Annotated in this window: 12 protein-coding genes; 5 read left to right on the top strand and 7 right to left on the bottom strand. The window is 46.6% G+C overall.

Translation table 11 applies throughout. The features are described from left to right. Window positions 1-1,181: protein kinase domain-containing protein (locus tag QUA07_RS08835; protein WP_333324203.1), on the bottom strand; the 1,181-nt coding region annotated here is incomplete at its 3' end. A gap of 113 nt (window positions 1,182-1,294) precedes the next feature. On the opposite strand from QUA07_RS08835, the gene QUA07_RS08830 reads away from it, so the two are divergent. After that, window positions 1,295-1,438: a hypothetical protein gene (locus QUA07_RS08830; RefSeq protein ID WP_333324201.1), complete on the top strand. Its 144-nt coding sequence runs from the start codon at window positions 1,295-1,297 to the stop codon at window positions 1,436-1,438. A gap of 102 nt (window positions 1,439-1,540) precedes the next feature. Here the strand turns inward: QUA07_RS08830 and QUA07_RS08825 are convergent, their stop codons facing one another. Further along, window positions 1,541-6,391 (bottom strand): CHAT domain-containing protein, encoded by a 4,851-nt coding sequence (locus QUA07_RS08825; protein ID WP_333324199.1) that lies wholly within the window; start codon window positions 6,389-6,391, stop codon window positions 1,541-1,543. A 399-nt stretch (window positions 6,392-6,790) separates the two neighbouring features. Between QUA07_RS08825 and QUA07_RS08820 the strand changes: the two genes are divergently transcribed. Then, a complete protein-coding gene (locus QUA07_RS08820) occupies window positions 6,791-6,985 on the top strand; it encodes a hypothetical protein (RefSeq protein WP_333085563.1) in 195 nt (64 codons plus the stop codon). A 110-nt stretch (window positions 6,986-7,095) separates the two neighbouring features. On the opposite strand, the gene QUA07_RS08815 is transcribed toward QUA07_RS08820, so the two are convergent. Then, window positions 7,096-7,386: a hypothetical protein gene (locus tag QUA07_RS08815; protein WP_333210323.1), complete on the bottom strand. Its 291-nt coding sequence runs from the start codon at window positions 7,384-7,386 to the stop codon at window positions 7,096-7,098. Window positions 7,387-7,607: 221 nt separating this feature from the next. Here QUA07_RS08815 and QUA07_RS08810 point away from each other — a divergent pair, with 221 nt between their 5' ends. Both QUA07_RS08810 and QUA07_RS08805 read left to right on the top strand, forming a co-directional pair. Next, window positions 7,608-9,149 carry a nucleoside transporter C-terminal domain-containing protein gene (locus tag QUA07_RS08810; protein ID WP_333324197.1) on the top strand — a complete coding sequence of 514 codons (1,542 nt, stop codon included), beginning with the start codon at window positions 7,608-7,610 and terminating at the stop codon, window positions 9,147-9,149. Between the two features lie 210 nt (window positions 9,150-9,359). After that, complete coding sequence (locus tag QUA07_RS08805) at window positions 9,360-9,965, top strand: DUF3318 domain-containing protein (RefSeq protein WP_333042068.1); 606 nt, start codon at window positions 9,360-9,362, stop codon at window positions 9,963-9,965. Between the two features lie 85 nt (window positions 9,966-10,050). Here QUA07_RS08805 and QUA07_RS08800 read toward each other — a convergent pair whose 3' ends face one another. From QUA07_RS08800 to QUA07_RS08785, 4 genes are all read right to left on the bottom strand, one after another. Then, window positions 10,051-11,166, bottom strand: coding sequence for an SUMF1/EgtB/PvdO family nonheme iron enzyme (locus tag QUA07_RS08800; protein WP_333324195.1), 1,116 nt, complete (start codon window positions 11,164-11,166; stop codon window positions 10,051-10,053). Then, window positions 11,163-13,307, bottom strand: coding sequence for an NACHT domain-containing protein (locus QUA07_RS08795; protein WP_333324193.1), 2,145 nt, complete (start codon window positions 13,305-13,307; stop codon window positions 11,163-11,165). Before QUA07_RS08795 ends, QUA07_RS08800 begins: the two co-directional genes overlap by 4 nt. Window positions 13,308-13,450: 143 nt before the next feature. After that, window positions 13,451-15,241 (bottom strand): glycosyltransferase family 39 protein, encoded by a 1,791-nt coding sequence (locus QUA07_RS08790; protein ID WP_333324191.1) that lies wholly within the window; start codon window positions 15,239-15,241, stop codon window positions 13,451-13,453. Between the two features lie 117 nt (window positions 15,242-15,358). After that, a complete protein-coding gene (locus QUA07_RS08785; protein ID WP_333324189.1) occupies window positions 15,359-16,576 on the bottom strand; it encodes a glycosyltransferase in 1,218 nt (405 codons plus the stop codon). Between the two features lie 140 nt (window positions 16,577-16,716). Here QUA07_RS08785 and cofH point away from each other — a divergent pair, with 140 nt between their 5' ends. Then, the gene (gene cofH / locus QUA07_RS08780; protein WP_333324187.1) at window positions 16,717-17,862 is read left to right on the top strand and encodes a 7,8-didemethyl-8-hydroxy-5-deazariboflavin synthase subunit CofH; all 1,146 of its coding nucleotides are present in this window, start codon (window positions 16,717-16,719) and stop codon (window positions 17,860-17,862) included. Window positions 17,863-17,881 lie beyond the last annotated feature (19 nt).

Here is a 17,881-nt window from a genome sequence, read left to right as displayed (position 1 = left end):
TTGTGTTTCCAGGTATTGAGTTGATTTTCGCTTTCTGTTAAGAGTTGCTTGACTAATGATTGAAAGGCTTTGACAACGGCGGCGTAAGGGATATTTCGTTGAAATTGGTCGAATTTCCCGGCAATAAAATAACCTCTGGCTTTAGTAATTGGTTTATAAACTTCTTGTACTAAGGCGGATTTACCAATGCCTGAGTAACCGGATACTAGCATCATTTCGGTGCTGCCCCTGCTGACTCGCTCAAAGGCTGCTAATAAGGTTTCAACTTCTGTTTCTCTGCCGTAGAGTTTTTGAGGTATTTGAAACTTATCTGTAATATCTTTTTGGGCGATCGCAAAATCGGCAATTACTCCCGTAGTTTTTAATTGTTCTAGGCATTCTTCTAAGTCAGCGATAATTCCCCAAGGGCTTTGATATCTGGCTTCAGCGGTTTTAGCTAATAGCTTCATCACAATATTAGAAACAGCTTTAGGAATGTCTAGATTGAGTTGATGGGGCGGTACTGCTTGTTTGGCAATGTGACAGTGGATTAATTCCATTGCATCGCTGTAATCCCAGGGCAATTGTCCCGTTAGCAGTTCGTAAAAAGTGACTCCTAATGAGTAAAAATCAGTGCGGTAGTCGATCGATCTGTTCATTCTGCCTGTTTGTTCCGGCGATATATAGCTAAGAGTCCCTTCTAAAACATTAGGATTTTTCAGGCTAGGATTTTCGCGCTTTAAAACAGTAGAGATGCCAAAATCTATAATTTGAACTCGCCCTGTGCTTGAGTTAATAATAATATTGCTGGGATTGATATCTTTATGAATAATTTTATGTCGATGAATTTCACCTAAAGCCCGGGTTATTTTAATAGCTGTTAATAAAAACTCTTCTAAGGTAAGTTTGTGAGAAGCCAACAAGAGCTTTAATGAGTCTCCACCACAATCCTCGAAAATGATAGCCAAACTGTTATGAGATCTTTCTAAGCCGCAGGTTTTAGGCACACTTTCTAGGTTAAGATTGTGTGTAATTTCGTATTCCTGCTTGTATCTGACTAACGAAGCTGGCATCGGATAATCTTGTTTGAGAAATTTGATAATTACCGGTTTGTTGTCTTGCTTTCTCAGTCCCCGGTAAACTAAAGAATTATTACTTTCATGGATTTGGTTGGTAATGTCGTAGCCCGGTAAGTTAATCATTCTTATATCCTCTTATGAGTATTAATACTCAATTATTTTTTTAGGAATTGTTAATTAATTAAGTAGATGTATCCTCTAATACATAATAATATCCGAAATTTTAAGAAAAACTTATGTTTCAAAAGAAAAGTTATTTTTTATTAACATTTCTTAAAAATAAGACGGCTAAACATTCCGGTCAGGAGTACGATCGCTCCCCAGTTTCCTGCAAAATCCGGCAAAACAGAGTGAAGTGCGATCGCCCTTGGTCTTCATAGCAGATGTGGGCGTTGCATAATTAGAGTATAAATAGGGCGAATCACCATGCCATGAAAGCGAGTGCAAATCGCCTCTTTTTCCTTCTTCATTCCACATCTTCATTACCAAGGATTACCAATCATTGTAAAGGCGGCCCAATAATAAGGATGCAAAAGCACGCGATCGCCCCGCGCCGCAATTTCCGGAGGCAAAATTAGACTTTCAGAAAGCCCTTCGACTCGCAACATCCCGTCTTGAATCCGCACGCGCCCCTGCAGCATCTCCAATTGCGCGCGCCGCAAAGCCTCCGCTTTAATCATCAAATTGCCACCGCGTTTGGGTGTCCGCAACTGGCGATAAAACTCAGTCATCAGCCCCAAAGTCCCCTCATCGCTGACTTCCCACAAACTCGCTAAAGCGGATCTAGCACCGCTAGCTACCGCCAAACCCGCAAACCCCAACTCCGCCTCTTCGTCGCCCAAGGCGGTACTGCACGCGCTTAAAACTAACAGATTGACCGGCGGTTCATTCCATCGCAACTGCCGCATTTGATCGATACGCAATTTACTATCCCACAACTGAATGTAAGAATTTTTTGGTTCCCCGGGCTGGAATTCGCTGTGAGTTGCTAAGTGAATGATACCAAAAGGTCGATTTGCTCGCTGAGCTTGCAAATTTCCGAGAGTAAAATCTTGATTCAAAAATGATTTTCCCCGATCGGGCGGCGCGATCGACTCTAACTCCACCGGTACCGCTGGTAATGGCGCTTTATCTTCAAATACCGACGCCCCCATTGCCAAAACTTCATCATCCGCAATATTGTCGTAGCGAGTATCAGTCAAACTCAGACTCGGCATCACGCTAATGCTGTATTTCTCAACTAAAAAGCCTTTGCCGTCGTGAAGTGCCGCAAACGGCACGCTCCGCAAACCTGCTGCCGGAATTACAATTAAATTGTCAATTTTTAAAGCTGTCAATTCTGCAGCAACTGGCGCAATTAACCACCGATAAAGTTTTTGCGCCGTATCCAAATAACTAATGCTGCTTCTTTTTCGGGGATTAGTTATTTCGCTTTGCAGGGCCTCGGCTAGTTGCAACACCTGCCAGCGCGTTGTCGCCGGAATTAAAACGCGCCTCGGTTCATCGTTAGCTGTTACTAACACTAATTCTAAATGCTCCCCGTTAGGAACATCGGAAACTTCTGTGCCATCCGGCGGCAACCTCTGGGCTAACTTATCTTCTAAGACGCGAGGGGGCCCGGAGGTGAGGTTTTTTCTCACAGGCAACAGATTAGATAAATCCTGAGTGGCCACCAGCACTGAACCATTTTCTTTGGCGGTGGTGGCAGCCAAGCCGCTGACCCAATTCATATAAATAATGGCAGATTTTATCCCGGTAATTTTTTCGTTTTTGCGAAGAGTTTCGTAAATTACCGACATATTACTAATCGGCGTTCTTGCGGGCAAGTCTAGATATTTTTCGTACTCGCGAGTAAAGGTTTGCTCAAACTCTAAAACTCCCGCTCCGACCGAATCGAATCTGCGAGAAGGAGCGAAAATATCCGGCCTAATTGGGGAATGTTTGTATCTACTTTGCGACTCTAATTCTACTTGCAAAGATGCAGGAAGTGATGGGGGAGGCTCAGGATTTACGGGAACTACAGGCGGTGCGGGAATTGGTACGGGAATTGGTGCGGGAATTGGTGCGGGAATTGGTGCGGGAATTGGTGCAGGAGTAGAGGGCGGGCCCGGTGTAATTAGGGAAATCTGATTTGGTAAATTTCCTTGGGTGTAAGTTTGTCCAAAAGAAAAAGTGGGCAAAATGGCGTTTCCCGCGCCAGCATTAATGCTTCCCAGGGTTCCATTGTCGATCGCGCCGCCAACTACAAACGGTCGATCGCTACCGCCTCCGTGCCCAATTGCGATCGCCCCCGCCCCCGCACCTCCGGCAGTAGAAATACTCGAAGAATTGCCCGATATATCGTTGAAAACATTGTTCGAGCGAAACAAACCGAGGGTTGTCACATCAACGCTGCCACCAGCGCCACCAGTGCCACCTTGAGCATTGATAAAGCCCAACTGAATGTTATCAGTCGCGTTCAGGGAAACGCCTCCGCCGTTGCCGTTTGAAGTGCCGCTGGAGTTGATATCTAGAGCCGAAATGCCCGCTTTCGAGGTGACATCGATATTTCCGCCGATCGCCCCCGAAGCGTTCAAAGCTCCCGCAGTTAAAGGGCCGGCATTGCTTTGGAGAGCGATCGCGCCTCCTGTGCCCGCCGATGACGAGTCGATCGTACCTGCAGCAACAGTATTTCCCTCAACCCGAATCCTCCCACCATTCGAGGTAATATTACCAGTCCGAACCTCCCCGCTTCCTTGCAGATTCACACTGCCGCCATCCGTCCTTAAATTACCCTCTAGAAGGACGTTTTCTGCCTTGATATCGGCTCCCAAAGCGGCCGTGCTGTCCCCCCCGAAGGTAACGGCATCTCGCGCGTTAACGCTCAAAATGCGGGCTGCCATTGTGGAAGCAGCCGTCACGCTAGCAGCATCAGCCGAGAGCAGGCCCAACCTCTGAGTTTGACCGACTCTGCCGTCAAAAGTAATGTTGCCACCAGCGCGCAGCGTCAAATTATTTGCTCGGCCCGGCCTGCTGTCGAGGGTATTGGCAAAAGTGATATTGCCGGTAGTGGCGGCTAGGGCGGCGGTGCGATCGACTGTGACGTTACTATTGAAAGTCATGTCGCCAGATGTCGCAATATTGCCCGATACCTCGGTACTGCCGGCGTTTACAGTCAAACTCGCCAGCGGTGCAGCTTGACCGACTGTACCGCCGAACAGCACTCGCTGAGCGTCTAGTCTTAGGGCGTGAGATCCGTCTAGGCTGCCGGAGAACAGAATGTTGCCGCTAAGTTCCGTGCTCAAAGCCACGTCAGCATTGAGGGATGCGTTTCCTGTAAAAGTGAGATCGCCGCCGGATGTCGCAATGTTGGCGTTGAGATCAGTTTGGGGCGCGTCGAGAGTCAAGCTAGCGCTGCCACTTGTTCTCAGGGGATTGTCGATCCTGATCGAGCTGCCTTGAAGTGTCAGCGGGCTGTTGAAGGTAATGGGTGCGACGATCGCGATCGAGGAGCTGCTACCGTTTTCGCGCCCGATCGCGATCGAGCCGAAATCCCCCGCCAAAGCGCCGAGATCCCTTGCCGTCAAGTCCAAAATGCCCAAAATATCGCCGGTGCCACCGATCCGAATCGATCGGCTATCGTTGGGTTGCAAGCGAATTGTTCCCCCCGCACTGCTGACAGAATTGCTGCCACCTCTAAAGTCAATGCCGTTACCAGTGATAGCGATATTGCCGCCGTTGGCATTAAGTCCGCCCAGAGAGATGCTGCTGCCAAAAATGTTGATGTTGCCGCCTTGAGTCTCGATTGCGTCCTTGGGGTCATTGACAACAAACACTCCGCCGGATCTAAATGTTACGGTGTCTCCCGTTCTTGCTTGCAGGGAAAGTTGGTTATCGGGTAAGTCTTGGAGGGTGATGTAGCCGGGGGTTTCTAGAACCACGTTGCTGCCGGCTGCCATCTGTTCCAACTGTACTTCTGAGATCGATGTTTCATTGGGTTCGGGTGCCGATGCGAGTTCCCCGCCAGATGGCGCGCTGGTGTCGCCGTTACCGCTGACGATCGTAATATTTGCCGGATCGAGCCACAAATTGCCGATCGCACCGTTAGTCGCGCGGGTATCGACCTTTCCTTGGAAAGTTAAAGCATTTTTGCCGGAAACTTCTACTCTTCCGCCGTTACCTGCGGCGATGCCCCCGCGAGCACTAATATTGCCGAAGAAGCGAGTTGTATTGTCTGACCAAATTACCGCAGTGCCGCCATTGCCACGGTCGATCGCGTTGGCTGCGATCGTAGAATCAGGACTAACATAAGTTACCAGTGCGTTCGGCACTGGTTCCATCCCCCGGAAACCCCCTCCGACGCGCACAGTACCTCCGCCATCTGTCCCGGAAGCATTGATATTTGCGCCGAAGAGTCCCACTTTTTCCCCTAAAATATTGACTGTGCCGCCAGCATTCCCAGAAGGGCCAAATACATTTACAGAACCGGAGACGATCGCACTTCCGGCAACTGCCGGCACTGTTTGGCTGCCAGTCAGTACCAATTGACCTTGTTCGTTAGTCGTTAAACCTGTGGCTGACGCTACGCCGGGTCCCGTCAGCAACTGAGGCAAAGAAACCGGGGCAATCACCGAGTTTTCTAACTGCAAAGACGGAGTAATTTCTAAACTCAATAAATTGCCACCTTGACTGATACGGACTGCATTTTGTCCCGGAACAGCAGCCACAGTAACTTGACCATGGGGAGCGGATAATTGTCCTGTATTAACAACGGTGCCACCGAGCAAAGTTAAACTTTGCCCGCTGCCAACTGCCAAGTTTCCAGCATTGACAATTGCACCAACTTGTGAGTTATTAAAATTAAATTGATTGGGATTTCCCAGTAAAGCTTTGTAATCATTAATTCCGGCAGAATTGAACCAGCGATCGCCGAATCCAATACCTGTAGCAGTTGTCGCGAAAAAAGACCCCGGCACGTTTAATCTAGCATTTTGACCGAAGACAATTCCCGCCGGATTCATTAAGAATAAATTTGAGTTACCGCCGCTTACAGAAATCAGACCGTTAATGACGGAAACATTGTCACCGGAAATCCGCCCTAAAATATTTTGAATATTTGGATTAGTTATAAAATTAGCTATTTGACCTTCGCTGAGATTAAATTGGCTGAAGCTGTGAAACAGATTTGCCCCGTTTCCTGACAGTTGTCCGCCACTAATGTCTGTGCGGTTTTGCTCGGACTTAACAACAGTATTCGTGCCATCAGTAGCAGGAACTACGGGTTGCGATCGCACTGCTAGCGGTAGCAGCCCAAAACCTAATGTCAAAATTAGAGCAGAACGGAAATAGGTCATTGGAGGAAGCCATTAGTCATTAGTTATTAGTTCTTAGTCATTAGTCATTAGCCGGAAGGAAGAGGGAATTCAGAAAAGCCAATTCTCCATTACCAATTTTAATCTCTTCTCGTTTTGATTTTTTTTGAGCTGTAATGTTCCGCCCAAGTGCCAATAAACTTAAAAAGGTCGATCGAATACCGCCACCGCCGGGGGTCGATCGCACTCCAAAACCACCCGTTGCCAGAATGTCGGAAATTTAATGCAGATTTTATATTTATCTGTCGCAGGTATCTTGACAAAATGCCCTCAAAGTCTTATGATTGCAGCACTGACTGGGTGGGACGGCAAAAACCCGCAAAATAACTGGCTGCTCTAATGAAGTTAAAAACAAAATATTAATGCTTTTAGAGACCAACCATGCAAACTCCAGCTTTCCAATTTCTAACTGAACAAATAGTAGAGCGGATATTTTCGTCAGGCGAACTGACTCGCGATGACAGACAGCGAATTCAGTCAATGCTCTTAAATGAGTCGATCGGCGAAAATGAATTGAGCTTAATTGAAAGAGTCATGGAAGGCGTAGTCAAGGGAATACTTGACGTGCTCAATTAGTTGAGAACGGGCGATAACTTATCTAAACGTAGGGTGCGCCATGCCGCGCACCTTACCCTAATTTTAAATAAAAAAATCGCAAAGCGAAAAGCGAAAATTCTGTCACGGTTCTAAAAATCATCATCCGGGCTGTCATCCGGGCCGTCATTCGAGATTTCATCGCGACGCACAAGTTCAGAAGGAGGCCTATCGCTACTCCAAGCCCACCACACACCGCCACACTGGCATCGGTAAAATTCTTGCCACTTGCGGCGGTTGAACTCGGTGTATACTGGCGATCGGCGATTAATCCAGACCTCAGCGGCATCCGTACAGCTAGCGCCGCACTTGGGACAGCAAAACTCATTAGCGTGAACCGCCGTCGCAGTCCATTCAGGAGGATGTGGAGCAAAAGCTTCCATGTGTTAGAGTTTCTATTTAAACTGCTGGTAATTACGGCAAATCAAGGCTTGCTAAAGATCCGCAGAGTTCGGAATGACCTAAGCAATGACATAAGTACGCTGTTGAGTGCGTAATTTATCTGCCCGTTATTTTTTTTTAGCATTTGCCGTCAGATGAATAGTATAACTGATGTGGTGCAAGCCGTCGATCGGCATTCTCAACTATTTCAAGGACTAGGCTCATGTCTATCTACAATCTTATCTCGTTTCTGGGCATTTTTGGCTTATGTGCGATCGCCTGGGTTTTTTCAGAAAACCGACAGTCGAAGTATATACCTTGGCGCGTCATCATCTGGGGCATTGGCCTGCAATTAGTCTTAGGATTTTTAGTATTCCTGTTCCCCCCAACTCGCATCGCTTTAGAATGGTTTACTAGCTTACTGGATGGAGTATTCACCGCTGCTGACGCTGGAGCGAGATTTGTATTCGGGAGCAATGTTGTACCGATACCTGGTAAAGATCCGGCAGTTAATTTAGGATATATTTTTGCCTTTCGAGCTTTACCGACAGTCATCTTTTTTTCTGGCCTCATGGCCTTGCTATACAACATCGGCGTGATTCAAATTATCACCGAACTTTTTGCAAAAATCTTTTATATGACAATGCGGTTGAGCGGCGCGGAAGCCCTCAGCGGTGCGGCTAATATTTTCGTAGGAATTGAAGCGGCAATAGTCGTCAAGCCTTATTTGCCAAGAATGACTCGTTCGGAACTTTGTGCAATCCTCTCTTGCTGTTTTGGAACCGCTGCTTCTTCAACTTTAGCAATTTACGTTAGTTTTCTCAAGCCAGTTTTTCCCAATATTTTAGGACACTTAGTTTCAGCCTCAATTATCGCTATTCCCGCTTGTTTTGTTCTATCCAAAATCTTAGTGCCCGAAACAGGAGTGCCCCTGACAATGGGTGGCATTCCCAAGGAAGAACCCAAGCCTAAAGGCCGCGAGTTTGTGGGCGAAGAAATTTCGGACAGGGAGCGCGAAGAATTCACACAAGAGACTGTTGGGGGAGAACCCATCGAACGAGTCAGCCCTTTAGATGCAGCGATAATTGGTGCATTGGACGGTGTAAAAATGGCAGTAGCAATTGCCGCTGTTTTGATTTTAATCTTAGGCTTAGTTTCCTTAATCAATCAATTCTTTGGTTGGCTGGCAATTTTGCCCGGCCCCATCGGTGGCTTTTTCAAAGTTGTCACCTTAGCCAACATTATGGGATTTTTATTTTATCCCCTGACGCTATTAACAGGAGTTTCATTAGACGACTCTTGGCAAGCGTCAGTAATTATCGGTCGCAGGTTGTTAGAAACAGCCATTCCGCCCTATCAAAGTTTAGCAGAAGCATCGGCAAAAGGACTGGTGAGCGATCGTACAGTTTTAATTGTCAGTTACGCCCTTTCCGGCTTTGCCCACTTAGCATCCGTCGGCATATTTGTCGGCGGCACAATCGCCCTAATTCCATCCCGTCGCAAAGACATTTCCGAACTCGGTTGGAAAGCATTATTTGTCGGCACCTTAGCGACAATGATGATCGCTTGCATCGCGGGAACCTTCGACACCGGAGACGCCAGCATTTTAGGCGCTAAAACAGCCCCTGCTGCCCCGCTAACAGCCCCTGATTCTCCCAAACCACTGCCATCCCCAGCCGCGAATTCAAAGCCGTCAGTTGCCCCATCAATTGCCAGTCCGAAGCCTTCGCCGAAGAGTGAAAAAGCAACTCCGAAAGCTCAATAATCTCCCAAATCAGACTCTAAGAAAAGTCATTAAATGAGCTATGGGAAAAGGACACGGCAATGCCGTGTCCCTACAGATTAGACTCAAATTGCAAGCATTCCCAAACTATCTAAAAATTATCTGCGTTTATCTGCCTTGAATCTGCGGTTGACATATTAATCAAAAATTTCTGCTATAGGTCTAATTACCAATAACCAATTCCCCAAAAATATGAATCCCGATCCAGAAATTCGCCGCCTGTTAGATGTGATGCCCGCTTCGGGCCGCATGATGTGTAAAATTATTAATAAGCCCCAACAATCAACGGTAATTGACTGCGATTTTCCTTTGCCTTGGAATCAATCTCGCCCGATTTATATTAATTTTGATTTGTGGCGGCTGCTATCTAAGCCGCAGCGGGATTTACTGCTATTGCGGAATGTAAGTTTTCTGTGCAATTTTAAGTGGTTTAAACCGGATATTTATCAAGGTGCGGCTCTGGCGGGAATTGTGGGGACTGTTGTAGAATTGTTGCAGGGAGATGCGATCGGCACTGCGATCGCGGGCGGTTTGACAGGACTCGCGATGACTCGAATTTGGCGCGACAACCGCAGTTCCCAAGTAGAGTTAGATGCTGACGAAGGGGCAATTAGAGTAGCGGGAAGGCGCGGTTACAACGAAGCGGAAGCGGCCGGACATTTGCTGGGGGCGATCGAGGCTGTGGCGCAAATTGAAGGGCGCAGTTTGGATTTTAATGAGTTGATTCGGTGTCAGAATTTAAAGGCGATATCGGGTATTTCGGCCGTGGGCGTGCCCGATAGTGTTAGGCAAGATTAGAAAATACTATTTCACAAACAATCCTGTGTTCCGCAGCCAAAGGACACAACACTGTTGTGTCCCTACTATCCAGGCGCTATATCTGCTACTCAACTCTTTCCCTGACAATCCGAATACTCTCCCATGCTGGTATCCGACCCGCTTGTCGCTGATCTAGTAATACCAAGTAAACATAAAGTGGGTATATTTTATTGAAATTACCTAGATACTTACGGCTCATAGCTTCACTTTCTTGACCGCTTAACTTAATTGTATTGAGCGCCGTTGTATTTTTGGATATTGCCTCATAAGCTGCTGACAAGAAATGATAGATAACAATAACAGGAACCAGAGGCAAGTATAAAAGTAGGAAATTACTAGCTTTGCCCGCTTCAATTGCTTCAAATTGACCTTCGAGGTCGCGGTTGAGGACGTTGTCGAGGTCGCGGTAGAGGTCGCGGTCGAGGTCGAGGTTGAGGCCGAGGTCGAGGTCGCGGTAGAGGACGCGGTTGAGGTCGCGGTAGAGGACGCGGTTGAAGTCGCGGTAGAGGCCGAGGTCGAGGTCGCTGTCGAGGTCGCGGTTGAGGTCGAGGTTGAGGTCGCGGTAGAGGTCGAGGTTGAGGTCGCGGTAGAGGTCGGGGTTGAGGTCGCGGTAGAGGTCGAGGTAGAGGTCGAGGTTGAGGTCGCGGTTGAGGTCGAGGTTGAGGTCGCGGTTGAGGACGCGGTTGAGGTCGAGGTTGAGGTCGCGGTTGAGGACGCGGTAGAGGTCGCGGTAGAGAACCAAAACCTCATCTAATTTCTGTTGCCAAGTTTGCTGCTGTCCAGTTTCTATGCCTACAATGATTAGCGGTTCTCCTTCAAAACACCAGCATCCTAGTTGTTTTTCTGTAACTGGATGCTCCTCTACTTCAGCTAGAGTTGGCAGTCTATATTTAAATCCCAATGCAGATTGTTGCTGAGTTAACCATTCACAAAACTCCTCAGCATCACTAGATCGTACTCCAGTAATGGGTTTTTGAGCATCTCCTGGCGGAAATCGGTAACTTTTCCAATGGTCAGGTTGGCGATGTTCATCTGCTTTCAGCTTCTCATCAATAAAAAGCTGATATTCCGCGCAGGTGATGTAACTCATGTCAATTTCGACATTCTCATCAATCCGCAGTAGATTTTGCAGACGCCTGGATAACAAAACATTAGCTGCTAAGGTGAATCTTTCTGTCATCGACTTTCCAAATCTGCGTTTAACCTTTGCTCCAGTTGTTGCCGAACGTCTGGATTTACACTCAACCCCTCGTCCAAGCAATCATAGGCGAGTGCCATTTCTTCAACGGATGGAGATGGCATCGCCAAGACTGTACGAATCAGATTGCTAGCATTACTCTGCGCTGCATAAAGACGGATAGTTTCAGCCCACCAAGATTGATTAATATTTCCGATTAACAGACTCTCTTGGTTCGATTCCTTAATCTGAACCGCTGCTAAATATTCCTGGAAACTCAAGTGAGCAAATTCATAAACGCCTACTTCTTTTTCCACTAACAACCCACTCACATCCCGAACTTGCTGAATAAATTCCTCTGGATTCGCCCCACTGCCTGCTACATATGCCAATTTGTCTGTAATCCAATCAATTCCCTCGGATAGGTTGAACTCACGAGTTTTCTGCTGCATTAATTCAAATGCCAGCACTTGCAGCACAGATTGCTTTTGCGTCGCTGTTAGCGCATCCGCAATATTTTTAGCCCTTTGTCGCCTTTCTAGTAAAACCTGGCAAATTTCTTTGTAAAGTTCTACCCGTTTTCCTGGCAAGGCACTACCGCGACGGTGAACTGTGGCAATCATTGTTAGCAGCAAAGGATTCACCGCCATGTCCGCCAGAGGTTTGCTATTCTTAATCCGCTTAATTAAATCATCAGCTTTTTCTTTAGCGTCTCCCCGCACTCCCGCATCATCTTGTCCAGCGTGACTTATCACCTCTGTTTCCAAATACCAGCTACGAATAAACAGTTGCATCTGTTTCAAGCTAAATGGTTGCACTTCTAAGACAGTCACATCTTGTTGCAACCGCGCAGTTTTATAGCCAAAAGGTCGAGAGGTTAAGATAAAAGCCGTATCCGGGTATGTGTGCATCTGTGCGTCTACCCAACGACTTACTTGCTGGCGCTGGGTTTCATCTGCCACTTCATCCAATCCATCTAACATTACCAAACATTGGTTTTGACGTATTTTTTCGGCAAACCAGTTAGGCGGTGGATTCTCCAGTCCATATTTTTGCTGCTGCTGCTGTACCTGCTGAGTAATTAACTCTGCCAGGGTGAGTTGATTATTATTCACAATTTCCTGACGCACATCTCGGAGATACAACAATATCGGAATCAGTTTCGGCGCTTTCGGATGCTCTTTCCGCTGTTGCTTGGTGGCATAAGTCTGCGTTAAATATCTCAAAAGGGTAGTTTTCCCGGAACCGGGTGCGCCCAAAACTGCCATGCGCCGAAATGCCGGGTTCTTATCTATTGCTGCTAAAAAATCCCCAATTTCTGTTTTTTTTGAGTTATTTGTTTCATCCTTGAGTGGCTGAATCATTTTATGGCTTGTATTCGCTGCCTCTGTTGCAGCAATTTTGAGTGGCACAAATACCTTTTCCAACTTCAGGGTTCGGTCTCTATCCAATCCCTGTGTTTGATAGTCTCGACAGATATAAGTCAAACCCTGGTAATATTGCCGCTGAAAAGGTGAGGTTGAATCTTCAATTTTATTCCAAATCCCGTCTGCAAAACTATCTGCAAGTTGCTGTCTCTTTGCCCTAAACTTCGGTGCAAGTTGGTTAGTAACTGGGATGAGAAACTTGATGGCATGGATAAACAACATCAAAATTACAGTCACAACCAAAGCCAAAACCGCTGCTGTCCATTCGCCCCTCAGTATGAAATACAACATTACCACCAGTCCGAAGCCTGGGGGCAACCATACCAACCTGTTCTGCCATTGTCTCGGTAAAAGCAGTACAGGCGGGAGCACAGTCCCCAAACCAAACAGAATGAGAGATGTATAAAAAACTGCTGAGTTGAATTCGGCGGCTACGTGGTTCCCCTTCAAGAGTGCGAAAAGGATGCCACCTCCCAGCAAAGGTAAAAAACCAAGAACCCAATTTTGATTTGCAGGCGTTGCACTCGGCTGAGACTGACTGGATATAGCACCGAGGATAAAAAGTGCCAATAGACACACTACTGTCAGTAAGATTATTATAGGGTCTTCAATTTTTAAGTCATGTTTACCGGGCAGTTGGTTGATCAGCCAACCCAAGAAACCATTACTGAGTATCAATAGCAATGGTAGCACCCAATTTTGTATAAATCTGGACATAAGCGATCGCATTTAAAAGCTTGTTGTTTCCCAGTTTAGGCGATCGTAGCGATCGATCGTTAGCAATAGATGTTATTTATGGCTCATGTGCGATCTTTCCGAAGTAGATTTGTCGATCGCCCGATCCATCCCCTAAGACTTACCTATGACTTGGAACAATGATAAACTTGATATTCATACCCATCCACCGCAGGCAACTCGCGTGATTCAACCTGACATTTTTGTGCTTCTAGATTCACAGGTGCGCGAAAATTAACCAACCACAAATCAAGCGGACGTTCTAATTGACTGAGTGTTTTGTCAAGTGTCCCTGCCGCTATTTCTGGTGCATCCTTTCTCTGATTAGCTAAAAGAAACAGCGCAGAATCCAAGGCTTTAACTTCTTTTTTCTTCCTAACATCCGTTACATCCGTTACATCCCCTACAAAATCCTTTGCCGAACTTCTTTCCCATTCCCACCCTATCCCCATCAACTCTCCTATTTCTACATGAGTCTTTTGAGTAGTGGCAATTAACACGGGAACTTTCGATACTTCGCGCATAATCGGAATTAAAAGGTCTGGTTTGTAATATTTGCGATAGCCGAGATTGGAATTTACTGTGACACCGCTTGCAAAAGCCATTGCTAAAATTAGCACCACTGCTTTTTGGCCCGGAACTTCGATCGCCCGAAAATTAAACCATTGACTTTTTGCTGTAGGTGTGTTAAAAATAACCGCCAAGGTTGCTCCTAAAAGCAATATTACTCCCGGAAAGTAGACGAAATTGTATCGTGCGCCGCGAGTTAGGTCAATCCCTAAAATATATGCAAAGCTGAAAAATAGGAAAATTGCTCCTAGCACAAATCCGCCGAAAATAACAGTACCTAAACGAGTATCGCTTGTTTTTAATGAAGTTTTAAGAGCGCCTCGCAGCAGGGGAAGCACCAATATAAAAAATATTGTCATTACGATCGCCGATGCAACTACTACTGCCAAATTTTGCGATTCCACCGGCAGCAGAGACATGACAGTGATCCATCCAGCTAAAGCTTGAAAAATCGGCGCGATCCAATCTATAAATGTGCGATCGCCGCTGACAATCCAATTAGTTAGTTCGCTGCCGTATTTGTTTGACAAAAATACCGGCAGCCAAACTAAACCGCCAGCTAAAGTACCGATCGCTACTGCGAAAAGCCGCCAGATGATTTGAAATTGCCAAATATTAGGCTGCTGGCTGTTTGAAATTGGCAAATTCCCATTAAACTGCTGCCAGATTACAGCAATTAATGCTATTGCTTCCGCACACAAAGTCAGTGCGAAAAAGTAGTGAACCGCAATTCCCAAACAATTAACAACCACCCAAAGCACCACCGCCCAAATAGGCATGGGAGCGCGCTGTTGCAGCTTTTTTGCAGCTAATGCAAGGCAAAAAAGAGAGGTAATAACTAATAAGATGCCTAAAGTGTAATGGCGAGCTTCTTGAGCGAGATAAATGCCGTAGGGAGAAACTGCCATCATCGCGGCTGCACATTGACCGACTAAACGCGAACTAAAAGCAAATTTGCCCAAAAAGTAGATAGCTGGAACTGCAATCACGCCCAATAATGCAGGAAGAGCTCGCCCTATCCAAACTAAACTATCCTCGGTCGGCCCAAACAGTCGCATCCACCAATGGGCGAGCATAAAATACACTGGTGGATGATTGCTTTCTAGTAGCAAATTGCCAAGCACGTCGGCGGTGTCAGCGTCGGCGCGCAATTGTAGCGGTTGTAATAATGTAGAAAGGTCGATCGCGCGATCGATCGGCACACCGCGAAAACTGTTGCCCAAACTAAAAACTAGAGTAGAAAACTCGTCTGTCCACAGCGGTTTCGAGTTTAAATTGGCAAAGCGCAAAATAAAGGCGATCGCCGTCCACAGAAATAGCAACAACAGTTGTTTGTTCTTAATCATTAATTCATTCATTCATTTAAAGGCAGTTGGCCGTTGGCTGTTGTCAGTTGTCAGTTGGGAGTTTTTAGTTGTCAGTTCCAATAACCACTAACAACTAACGAATAGCCAAACTAAAAACTATTTTTGAACGTCCGTCACCCGCCAACTCAGCTTCATATTGATCCAGAAATTCCACAGAGTGACAGTCGCGATCGCAATCAACTTAGCGCAATATTCGTTTACCTTAAAAACATTAAACAGCAGATTCACCAGCAGCACATTCATAATCAAGCCAATCAAACAAATCACATTAAATTTCAACAGCCGTTTCAAGCGCTGGCGCTTTCCAGGCTGCCGCTTAGAAATATCACGAAAAGTCCATAAATCATTCCACAAGAAATTATTGATAATTCCCACTTCAGCAGAAAAGATTGCACTGCGAGTCAGCCCCAAACCAAGGACAGTCCGCAGCAGGTAAAAAACTCCCATATCCACAAACACGCCGCTGAAACCAACCACGCCAAACCGCAGGAATCGGCTCATCGGCCAGCGGGCAAACCGCAACCGAAGCAAATGTCGCAAATAGTCAATATACTGTTTCCAGGTAACTTTGCTCTCGCCTTCTTGCCGCTCCTGAAACACGTAACCAACTTCTCCAATCCAGCGGATATCGCCCCTGCCGAGCACTTCAATCAATATTTTGTAACCAGCAGGATTCATGGTTTTGCCGGCTATGCAAGTGCGACGCACCATAAAATAGCCACTCATCGGATCGGAAACTCGGCCCACCACTCCCGGCAGGATCACCAACCCCACGGTTTGAGCGCCCCGCGATAAAAATCGCCTGACAACGCTCCAGTCGCTCACCCCGCCCTCGCCCACGTGACGACTTGCAGCAGCTAAATCTGCTCCCCGCTGAATTTCTGCTAAAAGCTGCAACAGCGTCTCCGGGGGATGCTGCAAGTCGGCATCGATGACGCCCAAAACCTCACCCTGAGCTACCTGCCACCCGCGAATTACCGCTGTGGAAAGTCCCCGCTCTTCTTCCCGGCGCATCACCCGCAATTGCGGATATTCCGGTGTCAGGGACAGGGCGACTTCCCAGGTGCGATCGGGGCTGTCGTCATCGACTACAATTAATTCGTAGTTGCCGGGAAGGATACCATCGAGCAATTGGCTCAATTTTTCCACAATACTCTGGATATTCCTGCGCTCGTTGTAGGTGGGAATTACCAGGGAAAAATAAATTGGCGGTGTGCCTGCGTGTACAAAAGTTGAACCGAAAGTCTGTATAGCAGGAATTTGCAAAGGCCCCGACGGCACTGGCAAGACCTGATTTGGTTGGTAGCTGCCCATAATTTGAGTGTTCAGAAAGTTAAGAATAGTTTGGTAGCACTTGAGATTGTAAAATATCGTTCCTCCATAATTGATTAGTTAAAATATAAAAACGCCTTAATTCTAGTCAGTAATTCTGTAGCTGAGTTAAAAAGAAAACTGTGGATGCAATTCTCGATCGAGCTTTACAAGGTTATAACATCTCTTCTGCAGAAGCCTTGGTACTTTTGCAGCAAACAGAGCCAGACGCGCGAGCTTCTATTCAAACAACCGCTGACTTGCTCCGCCGCCAACAATCAGGAGATACTGTCACCTACGTTATCAATCGGAATATTAATTTTACTAACATTTGCGAGCAGCATTGCAGTTTTTGTGCATTTCGCCGCGACGAAGGAGATGAGGGCGCTTTTTGGTTAGATGCAGCTCAAATTCAGGAAAAGGCAACTGATGCAGTGCAGCGGGGTGCAACGGAAATTTGTATGCAGGGCGGCTTAAATCTTAAAGCTAAGCTAAACGGCGCATCTTTGCCTTATTATCTGCAATTGGTGAAAACTATTAAGGATAAGTTTCCTCAGTTGCACTTGCACGCTTTTTCGCCGCAAGAAATAGAATTTATTGCCAGAAAAGATAATCTGAGTTTCAGCTATGTAATTTCGGCTTTGCGGGATGCGGGAGTTGGTTCGATGCCGGGAACCGCAGCGGAAGTTCTCGACGATTCTGTGCGACGGGTGATTTGCCCGGAAAAACTAAATTCGGCAACTTGGCTGGAAATTGTGGGAACTGCTCACAGTCTGGGTTTGCCGACAACGAGTACGATGCTGTGCGGGCATATTGAGACAGCCGAACAGCAGGTTTTGCATTTAGAAAAAGTGCGATCGCTCCAACAAACTGCGATCGACCAAAACTATCCAGCACGCATCACAGAATTTATTTTACTACCATTTGTCGGACAGGAAGCACCGGCACCTTTGCGGAGTCGAGTCGGCCGCGACCAACCAGTTTTAGCAGATACATTGTTACTCACCGCTGTATCGAGAATCTTCTTAGGCAATTTGATTTCCAATCACCAACCGAGTTGGGTAAAATTAGGTTTAGACGGAGCTACAGAAGCGCTGAAATGGGGCTGCAACGACATCGGCGGTACATTGATGGAAGAGCACATTACTACAATGGCTGGTGCGGTTGGTGGCAGTTGTCAATCTGTGGAAGATTTGCAAAATGCGATTCGTTCTTTGGGGCGGAGTTATCAGCAAAGAGATACAATTTATCGACCTTTAGGGGTTGACAATGTGGCAGTAAGTGTGTAATTTTTTGGATGGGAAGTGC

This window comes from Microcoleus sp. T3_A4 (assembly GCF_036700465.1).
GTDB lineage: Bacteria > Cyanobacteriota > Cyanobacteriia > Cyanobacteriales > Microcoleaceae > Microcoleus.
Note: the sequence above shows the minus strand (reverse complement) of the source record. Positions and strands in the feature narration are given on the sequence as shown.